This window comes from Escherichia sp. HH26CH, from assembly GCF_009820205.1.
Lineage (GTDB): Bacteria > Pseudomonadota > Gammaproteobacteria > Enterobacterales > Enterobacteriaceae > Escherichia > Escherichia coli_F.
This window is the reverse complement of record NZ_VNXM01000074.1, coordinates 1-15,172: the sequence shown is the minus strand read 5'-3', so window position 1 is coordinate 15,172 and position 15,172 is coordinate 1. Positions and strand designations below refer to the sequence as shown.

Genomic DNA, 15,172 nt, shown 5'->3' with positions numbered 1-15,172 from the left:
TCCTCTGCTACACTTTCTGAGTGTTTCCGTTAACGAATGAGGTAGCTATGGGTCTGTTCAATTTTGTGAAAGATGCCGGAGAAAAACTCTGGGACGCGGTTACAGGTCAGCACGATAAAGACGATCAGGCGAAGAAGGTGCAGGAGCATTTGAACAAAACCGGTATACCTGATGCCGATAAAGTGAATATTCAAATTGCCGACGGCAAAGCGACGGTCACTGGTGACGGCTTAAGTCAGGAGGCGAAGGAGAAAATCCTTGTTGCGGTGGGGAATATTTCCGGTATTGCCAGTGTCGATGATCAGGTGAAAACGGCGACACCAGCCACTGCCAGCCAGTTTTATACCGTTAAGTCTGGCGACACTCTGAGTGCCATTTCCAAACAGGTCTACGGTAACGCCAATCTGTACAATAAAATCTTCGAAGCGAATAAACCGATGCTAAAAAGCCCGGATAAAATTTACCCGGGGCAAGTGTTGCGTATTCCTGAAGAGTAGTTAATTGCCAGCCATTGCCTGCTGGATAATGGGAATTGGCGTCAGTAAATGCTGGCGCATTAACTCACTGGCGCGCGCGGTATCTCGCGCCAGTACCGCCGCAGTCAGGGTCTGGTGCTGATCGCGTTTATCCTCCAGCATTTCCACCGAAAGCACTGTTCGCCGCAGCCAGATAAATCGATAGCGCGCCGCCAGATCAAACAACCGTTCACGCATTTGCAGCAAATAGTGAGAACCACAGCCCGCCACAATTGCAGTATGAAACGCCTGATGACGCAGATCCCACTCATCAAGCATTTTCTCACTGGCGTCACAGGCTTCCAGCTTACTCAGCAGATGCGCTTTTGCGAGAACGTCTGCCTCCCATTCATCGCCACCGCGGGCAATCGCCAGACTGACCAGCATCGCTTCCATATTGGCGCGGGCGTCGAAAATATCGAGCAGCTCCTGCTCTGACATAGACGCCACCCGATACCCTTTTTGATTCACCACCGTGACCAGTCGTTCCGCCACCAGTTGCGAAAGGGCTTCCCGCAACGGCCCAACACCAAGAGCATAACGCGATGTCAGCACACTCATCCGTAATTTTTCATCCGGTTGAAAATTACCGCGAATAATATCGTTCTTCAGCCAGCGATAGCCATCCAGAGACGTAATGGTCATGGTGTGACTCCTGATCATTATTAGCGCGTATTATGAACGGGTGTTTTTTGCCACAATACCAGTTTTTTCCAGCGCGCCATAATCGGCACGGTACAGATTATCCCTATCGCTAATAAACCGGTGGAGATCACTTCTAACTGTTGCGCCGGGCGGAATAGCATCACTACCAACACAAAGGTAATAAAGCCGATTACCAGCCAGGTGAGCCACGGATAAAGCCACATCCGCAGGCGAATTTCGCTTCCTTCTGCTCGCAGAATTTTGCGCATCCGCAATTGTGAAACGGCGATGACTAAATAAACCAGCAGGGCGATAGCGCCGGAGCTGTCGATCAGAAATTTAAACACTTTCGCAGGCGCGTAATAATTCACCACCACCGTTAAAAATGCCGCGCCGGTGGAGAGTAATACCGCCACATACGGGGTTTTACTGCGGTTGACTTTACCCATTACCGCGGGAGCATCACCGCGACGGCTTAAGGAGTAGAGCATTCTGGAAGCGGTATACAGCGCCGAGTTCAGGCAACTGGTTACGGAAAGTAATATCACGCAGTCCATGATTAATTTCGCATGGGGAATATTGAGCAATTCCAGAACCGAGCGATAAGATCCAACGGCTTTCAGCCCCGGCATATTCCACGGTATTAATGCCACGACGACAAAAATAGAGCACAAATAGAAGATAGAAATACGCCAGATAACCGAGTTGGTGGCGCGGACAATATGTTTTTCCGGCGTGTCGGATTCCGCGGCGGCAATGGTGACAATTTCTGCGCCCATAAACGAGAACATGGTGATCAACATCGCGCTTAATACCGCACCGAAGCCATTGGGCATAAAGCCGCCGCTATCCCACAATCTTGAGATCCCGCTCACTTCGGCATATGGATAAAAACCGCTAATTGCGACTGCACCAAGGAATATAAATGCCAGAATGGCAATGACTTTGCACAGCGCCAGCCAGAACTCAAATTCGCCGTAGTTTTTAACGCTTAATAAATTACTGCCAGTTAAGGCGAGGGTAATGACGAGGGAAAATAACCAGATGGGAATGCCTGGAACCCACGAGTGCAGGATCATGGCGGCGATGTTGGCTTCCAGCGGGATAACCAGTACCCAAAACCACCAGTACAGCCAGCCGATGGTATAACCCGCCCAACGACCAATAGCTTTATCGGCATAGGTGGAAAAGGAGCCGGTATCGGGCGTGGCAACCGCCATTTCTGCCAGCATCCGCATAATCATAACTACCAGTAATCCGGCGAACAGATAGGCCAGTAATACCGCCGGGCCCGCTTCGGCGATGGCGACGCTGGAACCGACAAACAAACTTGCGCCGATAACACCGGCAATAGACAACATGGTGACGTGGCGTGACTTCAGCCCGCCGCCTAACTCATGTGGTTGCGATGATTGCCCCATCCTGAATCCTCTCGAAAGTGTGTCACTTGGGAGAGCGCCCCGACATTTCCCGCGTCGGGTCACGCGTGTAATTGTTATTGGTTCTTTTTGCCGGAGAGCGGCTCCGCCTTATCCGGCCGACATAGATTTATTCCTGTTCACGTACAGATTGTCGGATGCGGCGTAAACGCCTTATCCGACCTGGATTCTCGTAGGCCGGACAAGACGCGAAGCGTCGCCTCCGGCATGGTGCGGTGCTACTGCTTCGCCTCATCAAAACATTGGCTGATGATCTCCAGACCCTGACGGATCTGAGCGTCTTCAATGGTGAGCGGTACAAGGATGCGCAGCACGTTGTAATACGGGCCGCAGGAGAGAAGAATCAGGCCTTTATCGCGGGCGCGCGCCACGATCTCGGCGGTGAGTTTGGCGTCCGGTTTACTGTGATCGCCACCTTCAAACAGCTCGATAGCAATCATCGCCCCCAGCCCGCGAACGTCGCCGATCTCGGTGTGTTTTTCGGCGATCGCCAACAATCCGTCTTTCAGCTTTTGCCCCAGGTCGTTGGCTTTTTGCAGCAGATTTTCCTGTTCAAACACCTTCAACACTTCCAGCGCCGCGACGCATGCAATCGGGTTACCCGCATAAGTGCCGCCTAAGCCGCCCGGAGCGACAGCGTCCATCACTTCCGCACGCCCGGTGACGCCTGCCAGCGGGAAACCGCCTGCGATCGATTTCGCAAAGGTGGTGAGATCAGGTGCCACGCCCATCTGCTCCATCGCAAACAGCGTGCCGGTACGCCCCGCGCCGCTTTGCACTTCATCGGCAATCAACATGATCCCGTGCTCGTCACACAGCGCACGTAAACGCTGCATAAAGGCTGGCGTCGCGGCGTAGAAACCGCCTTCGCCCTGAACCGGCTCAATCACGATGGCGGCGATATCTTCCGGCGCAGCGTCATTTTTAAAAATTCGGTGAATACTTGCGATAGCGTCATTTTCACTGATCCCGTGGAGCGGGCAAGGATAAAGCGCGCGATAAACATGGCCCGGCATCAGGCCCATCCCAGCAGAGTACGGATTCACCTTGCCAGTCAGCGCCAGCGTATAGTGCGTGCGCCCGTGATACGCGCCGCTAAAGGCGATGGTGCCGCTACGTTTGGTGGCGGCGCGGGCGATTTTCACCGCGTTTTCCACCGCTTCGGAACCAGTCGTCACCAGCAGCGTTTTTTTGGCAAAATCGCCTGACACCTTCTGATTCATAATCTCGCACAGCTCCAGATACGGCTCGTAGGCCAGCACCTGGAAGCAGGTGTGCGACAGTTTTTTCAACTGCGCTTCCACCGCCGCAACCACTTTCGGATGCAGGTGCCCGGTATTGAGCACCGCAATCCCGCCCGCGAAATCAAGATACTCACGGCCTTCAACGTCCCACACCCGGCAGTTTTCCGCGCGGTCAGCGAAAATCGGGTGAATTTGCCCAACGCCACGGGGAATCGCCTGACTGCGGCGCTGCATTAACTCTTTATTGCTGCTCATTCGCGTTCTCCAGTTAAAGACCGATGCACATGTATTTGATTTCTAAATAATCTTCGATGCCATACTTCGAACCTTCACGACCCAGCCCCGATGCTTTTATGCCGCCGAACGGGGCCACTTCATTGGAAATAATGCCGGTATTGATACCGACGATGCCGTATTCCAGCGCCTCGCCCACGCGGAAGACGCGGCTTAAATCACGGGCGTAGAAATAGGCGGCAAGGCCAAACTCGGTGTCATTGGCTTGCGCAATCACATCGGCTTCATCTTTAAAGCGGAACAGCGGGGCGAGGGGGCCGAACGTCTCTTCTTTCGACACTTTGGCGTTGGCCGGAACATCCACCAGAATGGTCGGCTGGAAGAAGTTGCCGCCGCGTTCATGCGCTTTGCCTCCGCAAACCACGCGCGCGCCTTTCTCCAGCGCATCGGCGATATGCTCTTCCACTTTTGCTACCGCTTTTTCATCGATCAGTGGCCCAATGGTGACGCCTTTTTCCAGCCCGTCACCGATGTGCAGTTTGCTCACCGCCTGCTGCAATTTTTCGGCAAAGCGGTCATACACGCCGTCCTGCACATACAGGCGGTTGGCGCAGACGCAGGTTTGCCCGGCGTTACGGAATTTCGAGGCCAGCGCGCCTTCCACGGCTTTATCGAGATCGGCATCGTCAAAGACAATAAACGGTGCGTTGCCGCCCAGCTCCAGCGACACTTTTTTGATGTCTTTCGCGCACTGTTCCATTAACTGACGGCCAATTTCGGTCGAGCCGGTAAACGACAGCTTGCGCACCAGCGGGTTGCTGGTCAGTTCGTTACCGACCGCGCCCGCCGAACCGGTCACCACGTTAAATACGCCAGCCGGAATGCCCGCGCGAATCGCCAGCTCTGCCAGCGCCAGCGCAGAGAACGGCGTCTGACTGGCGGGCTTCAGCACCATCGTGCAGCCTGCCGCCAGCGCCGGACCGGCTTTGCGGGTAATCATCGCCGCCGGGAAGTTCCACGGCGTGATAGCGGCGGTAACGCCAATCGGCTGCTTGATAACAATCAGGCGTTTATCGGCCTGATGACCGGGAATGGTGTCGCCATAAATACGCTTGCCTTCTTCGGCAAACCACTCAATAAAGGAGGCGGCGTAGCTGATTTCGCCTTTCGCTTCAGCCAGCGGTTTACCCTGTTCGAGGGTCATCAGGCGCGCTAAATCGTCCTGGTGCTCCATCATCAAATTGAACCAGTTACGCAGAATGTTGGCGCGCTCTTTGGCGGTAAGGGCACGCCAGGCGGGCAGGGCGCGGTTGGCGGCGTCGATAGCGGCGCGGGTTTCATCTGCGCCCATTTTGGGTACGCTACCCAGCTTGTCGCCGTTTGCCGGATTAGTGACCTCGATGACTTCGCCATTGTTGGCGTCCAGCCACTCCCCGTTAATTAACGCCTGCTGGCGGAATAAGTTACTGTCGTTCAGTTTCATCGCTACATCCTGTTTTCAAAGGTTATTGATTAAAGGCGGCGTGTAAGGCATCCACACTACGTGCCGCTCGCAGCGTGCGTCCGGGGTTCCTCTGGCTTGCCAACAGCGTTTGTACCTTGCTGACAATATGCGCACCAATAGGAATTGCTGATGTCGCTGCCGGGGAGGGCGCATTGCAGGTGTGGATCGTGCGCGGGGTGGTGACAAACAGAAAATCGTCAATCAGCTTGCCGTCCGGCGATACTGCCTGCGCCCGCACACCGGCGGGCCAGGGCTGGAGATCGCTTAACGAAAGCCCGGGACAATACTTTTGCACCAGCCGCAGATAGCCGCTTTTGCACAGCGAGTTTTTCATCTCGCCCAGTCCTGAGCGTAGATGGTTTTGCAGCACCCGGCGAATCCCCGACGAGCCCAAAATCTCCAGCGTGTCGCTAAATGAGAAGTCGCGCTTGCGATAGCCTTCGCGTTTAAAAGCCAACACCGCGTTTGGCCCAACGGTCACGCTGCCGTCGATCATACGAGTGAGATGCACGCCCAAAAACGGCATTGCCGGGTCGGGGATGGGGTAAATCAGGTGGTTAACAATCTGGTTATGCTCCGGGGCAAGGCGGAAATATTCGCCACGGAACGGGCAGATGATAAAGCCCGGTTCGAGGCCGAGCATTTTCACCAGCCGGTCAGCCATCAGCCCGGAACAGCTAATCAGCGTCGATGCTTCATATTCGCCGCCCTGACGGGTCCGTATTACCACGCCCTTTTTATGCTCACTGAGGGCGCTGACTTCGGCGTTATAAATAATCTCACCGCCTCTGGCCTGGAAGATTTTTGCCATTGCCGCCGTCACTTCGCGGTAGCTGACAATACCGCTGGACGGCACAAAAATGCCGCCCAGTCCGGTGATATTCGGTTCGCGCTCGCGTAGTTCCTCGGCGTTTAACCACTCGCGCTCAATACCGTTCGCCGCTGTGCGTTCCCATAAAGCGCGCATCCGTTCCATTTCGAGTTCAGACGTGGCGACCAGCATCTTGCCGCAGTTGTCGTAGCGAATGCCGTTTTGATCGCAAAAGGCTTTAGTGGCGCGGTTTCCCGCCAGGCAAAACTGCGCCTTCAGGCTGCCGGGCGTGTAATAGACCCCGGCATGGATCACGCCGCTGTTGTGGCCCGTCTGGTGACAGGCCGGGCCGGACTCTTTTTCCAGCAACGCAATACGGGCGTCCGGATAGACATCAATCAGTTGCATGGCGGTCGACATGCCGATGATGCCGCCGCCAATAATCACAAAATCATACATCCGCTCAATTCCTTTACGCTTATTGATGCGTCTGGTAGTGGTGAGTGGCGTAAGCGAAATAGCCGCGCTGGCGCATCAGTTCACGACGCAGATCCGGATGCGGAGTAAAGCGGTCGCGTCCATGTAGCCAGAACAGATTGTTTATCAACAGGAATTTGCCAACGGGAACGGGTACAGACAGAATGCCTTTGCTGGTTTCAATGGCGTCTGAAAGCTCGCTCAACCACACGCCTTCTTCGAAGTCTTTCGGCTGGACGAACTGGTCGATATAGCGCATCACCGGGCGACCCTGCTGATCGACGTCGAACACCGGATGGAAGACATCTTTGCTGACGTTTTTGCTCGGCGGCGCAGCAAAGCGCATCGGACGGCGCGCCAGCGGATGGCGGAAATAGTGCTCCAGATGTTCCCAGTCATCGAGATGCAGCAGCAGCGAATTTCCGCCCTGCATGTTTTGCTCGTCGATTTTCATCATCAGCACGTAATCAGTGATTTCTTCGACGTAGGTGCCGTCGTTGTGCAGCTCCATTACGCGATGCGGCTGACGCAGATAGCTGTCTGAGTTATCGACATTTTTCACCACAAAACGCGCGTAATACTGACCGCTCATGGCGTCGAAATTTGAGCGACCAATCAGATGCGCCACCGCCGTTGCCAGCTTCACCATCTCATCTGCCTGCGCGACATCATCGACACCTACCGCATTAATTAACAGCGCACCTTCAGCACGGTTTAGCAGCGTCTTCAACAGCAACGGTTGCAGCTGATTCGCACACAAATCATCAAGAATTTTGCCTACCCGAAAACGCAGAAACGATTTGTACTCCAGCGCCTGCACGGGCCATTCGGCAACCTGCTCGAGAAACTGTTTGGTCGTCTGTTCGGTGAAGGTGAGTTCCAGCAGACGCGGGGATTGCGCCGACGGGATGAGAGTGAATCCGCTATAGTCCTGGCCTGAATCGACAGCGTTATTTTGTACGGCGGTCAGTGCATTCATCAGAAGCGATCCTCTTATGAGATGTAGGGTGACATGGCGATGCTCATTTCGTAGCCATAATCTAAAAATATCTACATTTCTGAAAAATGCGCACAAAAGCGACATATTGTTTTCTTATTGTGATCAAAAGCAACAAATTAGTAACATTTAATGTAGGGTATTAAGGCAAAGGAGACAGGAAATGAATAACTAAAGCAACAGGTTAGGGAGAGCTACCATCAGAGAACAGATTATCTGGTCGATAAAAAACAGTAAATGGCTTCACTGCAAAATGACCGTTAGTAAACTAAACATATCATCTGCCCCGTTTTAGCGGGGCAGATATAACATTAAATTACAAATAGAAATAGTTCGGCGGTTCTCCTGTTTTCCCTAAAAGAAGAGCGCTGCGCCCAGGAATATTGATATTTAGAGCTCCGCCTCTAAGCGTAAATACTTTACCAGGGGGAATACTTTTGCGTGTATTATTATTATTAATGGTAACGCTATTACTCCCCATGTTTTTATATATTCCTGGTTGCAATTTGTTAGGCCAGGTACCTTCAACTTCTTCGTTTCCTTTATTTATTATAACTAGTCCATCATGAGGAGAGTGATTAATGTTCACAGAATCCCCACGACTAAAGGCCAGAACATTTTTAGTTGCAAATACACCCTCAAATGCGCTCCATATTCCTTCTTTATCTATATATAATGCGTGGAATTCATTGTAGAGCTGCTGATAGGTAGAGCAACCTTTATTAAGCCACGCCTCACCGCCGACACGAGTGGACCCATCATCATTTTTAATCTCAGTCGTTGATTTTAATACCTGACCATCCCAGTAAACTAAAGGCCTGCTGAACGGGAGAGCGGCCATATATGCCATTGCTAATTGTTCATCTTGCTGATGGTTAAATAAAAAGTCATTGAAAAGATTACCATTGTTAGGGAAATCGTGGTTGATGTTAATCAATATCCGTCTTTCTGATGGGATGCTTGAGATTGCGGAACCCGGTTTTGATGCAAGGGTTTGGAGATCTCCACCGAATGAAAAGGCTTGTATCGTCTTCATGAGCAATGAAAAATCAATGGCGCTTAAATCATCTCTTTCATAAAGCAGCGATGACATTTGTTGTTCATCTAACGGACAAGTTACCAGGTATTCCATGTAATTCATAACAGCTTTTTTTTGATATTTTGGATTAAATAAATTTGTATTGTGCAACCGCTCATTATAATTTTTAAGCGGTGGGGTTATCGACCTCTCTATTTGTTCATGTTTTGAGTGTTTTGCTGCATCATAACGTAAACCTCGTACGCCATATTTTCGCATTTCACGAACGTATTGATTTTGCAACATAATAACCTGGTCACTTTTGGGTGTTGTTTTAGGCATTCCATTTAAACGCTTTTCTTTTAATGCATGGAGGTTTTCCCATTCATCCTTAGAAATATTATCTTTACTTGCTTCGAAGTCTTTTGCAGTGAGATGTATATCTTCTGGATGGATTTGGTCACGTTCTTTTGTTACTGGATCTATAATAAAGGGAATCAAGACCTGACCTTGCCAATAGCCAGGGATACCACTTTCTATATCTTTACTAATCTTCGCTCGTATATCGGCAGAGGGATAATCCAGATCATTTTTACCACTACCCCCGATTCCCATAAAGTTAAATGTATAATCAGGAATGATATCGATGCCAAATTTTTTGGCATCTTTAACCAATGCGATAAAATCCTGCAAATCTCCCATTGGATTATGGATGGTACAAAGATCTTCGGGTTGATAAGCGTGATACCAGTAACCTTTTTCTTCTTCAGGTGTTTCTGGTCCGTCGGCGCGGAAAGTTGTTACGGGAGGGATTTGTATATAACCATAATGGCAACGTGCAAACTCGGCCATATTTTTCCTGATTTGCTGGTAGGTGGCATTAAAAGCATGAAGAATCGCCTCGCCAGGTTTTTTGGGTGTGATGATTTCACATTGTGATTTCTGATCAGCAGTAAGAGATTTACGCTCAAGTGTTTGCCGTAGATGTTCTGGATTGATTAATATTTTAAATGTTTCTTGCTGGCCGGAAGGTGACGTTACGTTAATATTATATACATCAGCTGCCAGTTCATAGTCAGGAATGTTAATAGCATATGCAACATACTTATCTTTTGGAGACGGTTTGTCAGATATAATGTGAGTGAAATGTTCAGCTGGACCATACTGATGAACACCGCTGTTATCACCTCTTTCAATCATTGTATCTCGTTGATAAACCCATGCTTTTCCTTCTCCTATCCTGTCTGGCGCTGTAATGCTACGCTGTGCTGCTTTATTCAACTCTCGGTAAGTTGTATCTGGAAAAAGGGAAATTTTATAATCGTTTTTTAACAGATCATTAATGACTTTTTCTGCGTGAAAAGTTGATATAATTTCTCTGTCTTTTAAATCCTGAGGATAAACTCCACAAGAATTAATAATATTTGTTATACAGTTTAGATATTCTAATGTATTTAATTTGGAATTTAGATCCCCGTCAGTAATGTTCCATGATAACAATGTGGGGTTGTCGATAGGTAAATTTCTTGGTCCTGGTTTTATAGAAAACATAATAAAGTTCCTCTAATGGTAGAGTAATATGGTGTATACGGAAACATAAAAATGTTTAATTGTTGTGAAAGTAATTGCAAACAGATGTCCTACTTTTATCCAATATTTATATGGAAAAGGATAATGCTTAAATCTGTTTTTTTAATTATCGATGTGGTCTGGAGAGGCAACTGTCAAAAATCGCTCATACGAAACTAATGATTAGCAGAATAAGATCTATGAAAGAATATATTGCTATATGAAGTTTATTTTTATGGGGTGAAAAGTAACAGATATCATAATGATGCGAAAACTCTTCAGCTAATGTAATAAAGTTATATTATTAGATACAAAATCATTACAAACTATCATTGAATCGATGGTAACTATAAATAGTGCTAAGTATTAGCATTTGCTTGTTGACTGAGAGTATCGACTTTGTGAATGGAAGCGGTGTCGGGTTTTATGTCGCAGGTAATGACGACCCAGGATGAATGAGAACGCATAAAAATCTGTTATTTACATCATAAGATCATCATGTTTATTGCGTGGTTTATAAGTATTGTTATTGCATACTCAAGGCCCTTTAGCTCAGTGGTTAGAGCAGGCGACTCATAATCGCTTGGTCGCTGGTTCAAGTCCAGCAAGGGCCACCATATCAGCATTCACGTATCAGGAAGAGTTAAGGGTACAAGGGGTACTCGATTGCGGTCTATATTTCACGACTAACGCCATTTCAAGGAAGAAGTGTGGTGGGTGGTTTCGAATGAGGGCTGGTGTTTTGGTACGTGGCACGCCACTGCAATGTATTTATCCATCAGTACTCATTCAAAAGTACCTGGAAAAAATGCCCGCTATGCCAAGCGGGCAAATTGCTTACATGTGGAATTAAGTAATTAACGATAAAGCCAGAGTATTATCATTTATTATACCCATTCATTTAATCAGGTTAATTACTCAAATCACTGAACTATTCTCTGTTCGCTCACTTATGCTGAGTGAGTACCACGACCAATGTATGTAGAACAATGCCGTAGAGTAAGGATGAAATGTCTCTGCCACGCCTTAAACATCTACTACTGACTAGAACCGCCGTCGCATGCAGAAGGGTCTTGTGAGCGTTACAGGAGTCTTGCTTTGCTCATTAATCAACGCTATTTAGATATAAATTTCTAATACTCGAAAAACGATTTTCACAAATAAATTATAACGGGTGGTTTTTATCATACAGCGAAATAACCTTTTGTTTATTAAATTTAACATTCCTGTGCTAAATTAATTAAAAGTACCATGTATAGCATATGAAGCTGTTAATGCCAGCAATTGTCTCAAATGAGCGATTTTTTATAGTGACAAACAATAATAACATTAAAAATAGTCATGTAGACATTAACTGAGGAAAAGACAATGTTAGTTAGTAAAAGCAACGAAATTAACACTAGCACATTTATAAATAGTGGAAATTGTAATGAAAGAAAATCTTCTAAATCCATGGAGTTACTAGCTTATAGTATTATAAAATTAATTTGTAAAGAAGCTGCCTCAGGGACGTATAACGGTGCTCTTGAAATTTTACAAAAAATGATGTCTGAATGTAAGTATCATGAAGGCAATGCTTTTGTCATTATGGGAGCCGGAGAACAATTAAAACGTATTAAATATGATGCTAATGAAAATAAATTAAAAGTAAACAACGTACACTTTGATAATAATCAAGAGTTAGTTGCTGATGGTGAGCCTGATGTAGTATTTTTAAAAAAAACGGTGTGGGAAGACCTTCTCGTTAAACTAAAGCTGGAGAACAAAGAAAATGCGGTTTCTGAAATTAACCTGTCATCTAATAAAAATAATGTTGATCAGTTTATTGAATGCGCTAAGAGAAATGAACAGACCCTATTCGACAATATAAGAAAAAGTGATTTTCATGTTGCTTCACTTCAGCCAGGTAGAACGCGTAGTGTTATTTCAGAAACGCCGCCAAATGACTGTATGGAATCACCTAATTTATATGAAAACCACACAGATAAGGTTTCAACTGTAACTAAAAATTCTCAGCAAGTTAAAGGTCACTATGGAGATAAGTTGAAAGAAATGCAGTTGTTCCTCAACCAGATGAGCAATGCACTTCAACAGGATTCATCTTTGTTAGAGTCAAAGGAACACACCATAGATATTCAAGAAAAAACGAATAAGTTTGTGCAGCATTTTCAGCGGGTATTATTTGATAAAAATGGAAGGTCATCAGAGTTTCTACTTAATTTTTATGAGTGTTGCTATAAGTTTTTACCAAGAGCGCAGCCTCAAGATAAAATCGATAGCTATAATTCAGCACTGCAAGCTTTTTCCATCTTTTGTTCATCTACGTTGACACATAATAATGTAGGGTTTAATTTCAAATTATTTCCAGAAGTCAAGCTGTCTGGAGGGGAACTTGAAACGGTATTCAAATACAAAAATGGCAATTTTGTCTGGGAGATAGCCAGAATTAAAATTACTCTCCCAAAAGAAGAGGGTGGTTTATATAATTTAGGTGGATTGGACTTTAAGGGGTGCTTCTTTTCTGGACAGAACTTCAGTGACTATGATATTAAATATGTGAGCTGGGGGACGTCATTGTTTGATGTTGATACTCCGTGTATTTTTAATACGCCTGCTAACAATGAGAGTTATGAAAAATCATTAAAGCCTGTGAGCGAAAACGGTTTAAATGGAGTCTTATCTGATCGTAATAAAAAAATAAAAATGATCACGGGCGTGGCACCATTCGATGGTATTTCATCTATGGATGATGACTTTGATGATAGTTCCTCTGAGGATGAGCCCGTTGAGAATAGTCCTGTTGTGACTAGGCCCCTTGTATAAAGTTCTAAAAGCAGTTTTCAATGATAAATAAATGGCGATTTTTACAAAGAGATAATAACGTAGATTGAAATAATATGTATTATTGATTGAGTAAACGGGATTATTCTTCACACTGCATCCATTTTGCTGTCACTACCAAAGTAAAAGGGGCTATGCTTTCACGTAACCCCTTGATTTATTTGATGAGTTTTCGGTGTCTGAACTGGTGCTGTAATTGGTTGAAATATTTCATCTAATGTCTGGTTCAACTTTCCTTAGCTGCCTGAAAGTTTTTTTGATCTTACCCAGCAATAATAGGGTGACGGTGCACCACGCCTGACTGAAGAACTGCGTGCTCAGAGTTACCACTTCAGCGCATAACCGTGGCAGCAGGCCCGGACAGAACAAACGGCTCAGGACATTATCGGTAGGGGACGCACTGCTAGTCTGTAAACTGAACCGACTGGGGCGCAGTATGTGGCATCTTGTCGTGCTGTTGGAGGAGCTGTGCGAACGTGGTATTAACTTTCGTGCTCTGGCCCAATCTATATTTGCCCAACAATGGGGGGACGAAAGCTGTAAAAGTAAAACAATCTGCAATCTCAATATTATTGTGTGATTTTTATGTGAGCAGAAGATATTCATCAGAAACGATTATGTAAATCATTTTATTTTTCCGACGGCTTCAATGTCGAAAGAAAAGAATACGCCCGTATTTCCTGAATAGATTGACTTTTTTATCCAACCACACTTCAGCGCACTGCGTTTAAAAAATGCCTCTTTCTTATGCGGAATATCATCATTTCATCATGATGTCTTTGATGAGCGGTGAACACAATACACTTGCGCTGTCTCTTCAGGATGAATCCCCTGGTCTGGTGCCTATGGGCTGATGTTGCAGCAGAGCTAAGGTTGCTTAAACGCTACTCAGTATTCACTTTTCAGAGGATGAAATTTATGAACAGGACCAGTCCCCATTATTGTCGTCGCTCAGTACTTTCCTTATTGATATCTGCTTTGATATATGCCCCACCAGGGATGGCGGCCTTTACCTCTAATGTTATTGGTGTGGTAAACGATGAGACTGTAGATGGTAGCCAAAAAGTAGATGAACGAGGTACAACAAATAATACTCATATTATCAACCATGGCCAGCAGGATGTTTATGGCGGGGTATCTAATAGAAGTCTTATTGAATCTGGTGGATATCAAGATGTAGGAGGTCATTACAATTTTGTGGGGCAGGCTAATAATACAACCATTAACGGGGGCAGACAGACAATTCATGACGGGGGTATTTCCACAGGTACGATAATCGAGAGTGGCAATCAGGACGTTTATACAGGTAGTATCAGCAATGGAACGACAATTAAGGGGGGTAATTCACACATAAGTGGGGGGACTGCGAATGGAACAATCATTGATGGTGGCAGCCAACGAGTAACAACTCAGGGGCATGTCGACAGTACAACGATAAATAAGTCTGGCTCTCAGGACATCACGCAAGGAAGTCTGGCAACGAACACAACCATAAATGGTGGTCGACAGTATGTTGAACAGAGCACAGTAGAAACAACCACCATTAAAAATGGCGGTGAGCAAAGAGTATATGAAAGCCATGCGCTGGACACGACGATTGAAGGTGGAACTCAGTCTTTGAATAATAAGTCAACGGCAAAATATACTCAGATCTATTCTGGAGGTACGCAAATTGTTGATTACACCAGCACCTCGGATGTTATTGAAATTTATTCCGGTGGCGTGCTTGATGTTAGTGGTGGTACGGCAACAAATGTTACCCAGCACGATGGTGCAATTTTAAAAACAAACACTAACGGTACGACGGTGAGCGGTACGAATAGTGAAGGGGCATTCTCTATTCACAATAACGTGGCAGACAATGTGTTGCTGGAAAAC

Annotated in this window: 12 protein-coding genes and 1 tRNA gene; 6 read left to right on the top strand and 7 right to left on the bottom strand. The window is 46.7% G+C overall.

What is annotated here, in order from left to right; genetic code table 11:
• Window positions 1-47 precede the first annotated feature (47 nt).
• Window positions 48-497: a potassium binding protein Kbp gene (kbp, locus tag FQ015_RS23775; RefSeq protein WP_000522415.1), complete on the top strand. Its 450-nt coding sequence runs from the start codon at window positions 48-50 to the stop codon at window positions 495-497.
• Here kbp and csiR read toward each other — a convergent pair whose 3' ends face one another.
• The 7 genes from csiR to FQ015_RS23740 form a co-directional block, all read right to left on the bottom strand.
• Complete coding sequence (csiR, locus tag FQ015_RS23770; RefSeq protein ID WP_039021934.1) at window positions 498-1,160, bottom strand: DNA-binding transcriptional regulator CsiR; 663 nt, start codon at window positions 1,158-1,160, stop codon at window positions 498-500. It abuts the gene before it with no gap.
• Window positions 1,161-1,180: 20 nt separating this feature from the next.
• The gene (gene gabP / locus FQ015_RS23765; protein WP_039021935.1) at window positions 1,181-2,581 is read right to left on the bottom strand and encodes a GABA permease; all 1,401 of its coding nucleotides are present in this window, start codon (window positions 2,579-2,581) and stop codon (window positions 1,181-1,183) included.
• Window positions 2,582-2,817: 236 nt separating this feature from the next.
• Complete coding sequence (gene gabT, locus FQ015_RS23760; RefSeq protein WP_039021936.1) at window positions 2,818-4,098, bottom strand: 4-aminobutyrate--2-oxoglutarate transaminase; 1,281 nt, start codon at window positions 4,096-4,098, stop codon at window positions 2,818-2,820.
• Window positions 4,099-4,111: 13 nt separating this feature from the next.
• Window positions 4,112-5,560 carry an NADP-dependent succinate-semialdehyde dehydrogenase gene (gabD, locus tag FQ015_RS23755; protein ID WP_000772890.1) on the bottom strand — a complete coding sequence of 483 codons (1,449 nt, stop codon included), beginning with the start codon at window positions 5,558-5,560 and terminating at the stop codon, window positions 4,112-4,114.
• A gap of 22 nt (window positions 5,561-5,582) precedes the next feature.
• On the bottom strand, window positions 5,583-6,851 hold the full coding sequence (gene lhgO, locus FQ015_RS23750) for an L-2-hydroxyglutarate oxidase (RefSeq protein WP_039021937.1): 1,269 nt from the start codon (window positions 6,849-6,851) through the stop codon (window positions 5,583-5,585).
• Between the two features lie 19 nt (window positions 6,852-6,870).
• Window positions 6,871-7,848, bottom strand: coding sequence for a glutarate dioxygenase GlaH (gene glaH / locus FQ015_RS23745; protein WP_000993113.1), 978 nt, complete (start codon window positions 7,846-7,848; stop codon window positions 6,871-6,873).
• 334 nt (window positions 7,849-8,182) lie between these two features.
• Window positions 8,183-10,435 carry an alpha amylase C-terminal domain-containing protein gene (locus tag FQ015_RS23740; protein WP_160524575.1) on the bottom strand — a complete coding sequence of 751 codons (2,253 nt, stop codon included), beginning with the start codon at window positions 10,433-10,435 and terminating at the stop codon, window positions 8,183-8,185.
• 559 nt (window positions 10,436-10,994) lie between these two features.
• On the opposite strand from FQ015_RS23740, the gene FQ015_RS23735 reads away from it, so the two are divergent.
• The 5 genes from FQ015_RS23735 to FQ015_RS23715 form a co-directional block, all read left to right on the top strand.
• Window positions 10,995-11,070 (top strand) — tRNA-Ile (locus FQ015_RS23735).
• Between the two features lie 751 nt (window positions 11,071-11,821).
• Window positions 11,822-13,276: a YpjCB family protein gene (gene ypjCB, locus FQ015_RS23730; protein WP_039021938.1), complete on the top strand. Its 1,455-nt coding sequence runs from the start codon at window positions 11,822-11,824 to the stop codon at window positions 13,274-13,276.
• Window positions 13,277-13,607: 331 nt separating this feature from the next.
• Window positions 13,608-13,874: a recombinase family protein gene (locus tag FQ015_RS24590; RefSeq protein WP_115739501.1), complete on the top strand. Its 267-nt coding sequence runs from the start codon at window positions 13,608-13,610 to the stop codon at window positions 13,872-13,874.
• Window positions 13,875-14,028: 154 nt separating this feature from the next.
• On the top strand, window positions 14,029-14,148 hold the full coding sequence (locus FQ015_RS23720) for an ATPase (RefSeq protein WP_072039660.1): 120 nt from the start codon (window positions 14,029-14,031) through the stop codon (window positions 14,146-14,148).
• Window positions 14,149-14,212: 64 nt separating this feature from the next.
• Window positions 14,213-15,172: AIDA repeat-containing protein (locus FQ015_RS23715; protein ID WP_202385167.1), on the top strand; the 960-nt coding region annotated here is incomplete at its 3' end.

Coding starts and splice junctions, on each gene's coding strand:
- lhgO (WP_039021937.1), bottom strand. CDS start 6,851: ATGTATGATTTTGTGATTATTGGCGGCGGCATCATCGGCATGTCGACC.
- glaH (WP_000993113.1), bottom strand. CDS start 7,848: ATGAATGCACTGACCGCCGTACAAAATAACGCTGTCGATTCAGGCCAG.
- gabT (WP_039021936.1), bottom strand. CDS start 4,098: ATGAGCAGCAATAAAGAGTTAATGCAGCGCCGCAGTCAGGCGATTCCC.
- ypjCB (WP_039021938.1), top strand. CDS start 11,822: ATGTTAGTTAGTAAAAGCAACGAAATTAACACTAGCACATTTATAAAT.
- kbp (WP_000522415.1), top strand. CDS start 48: ATGGGTCTGTTCAATTTTGTGAAAGATGCCGGAGAAAAACTCTGGGAC.
- gabD (WP_000772890.1), bottom strand. CDS start 5,560: ATGAAACTGAACGACAGTAACTTATTCCGCCAGCAGGCGTTAATTAAC.
- FQ015_RS23720 (WP_072039660.1), top strand. CDS start 14,029: ATGCCTCTTTCTTATGCGGAATATCATCATTTCATCATGATGTCTTTG.
- csiR (WP_039021934.1), bottom strand. CDS start 1,160: ATGACCATTACGTCTCTGGATGGCTATCGCTGGCTGAAGAACGATATT.
- gabP (WP_039021935.1), bottom strand. CDS start 2,581: ATGGGGCAATCATCGCAACCACATGAGTTAGGCGGCGGGCTGAAGTCA.
- FQ015_RS23740 (WP_160524575.1), bottom strand. CDS start 10,435: ATGTTTTCTATAAAACCAGGACCAAGAAATTTACCTATCGACAACCCC.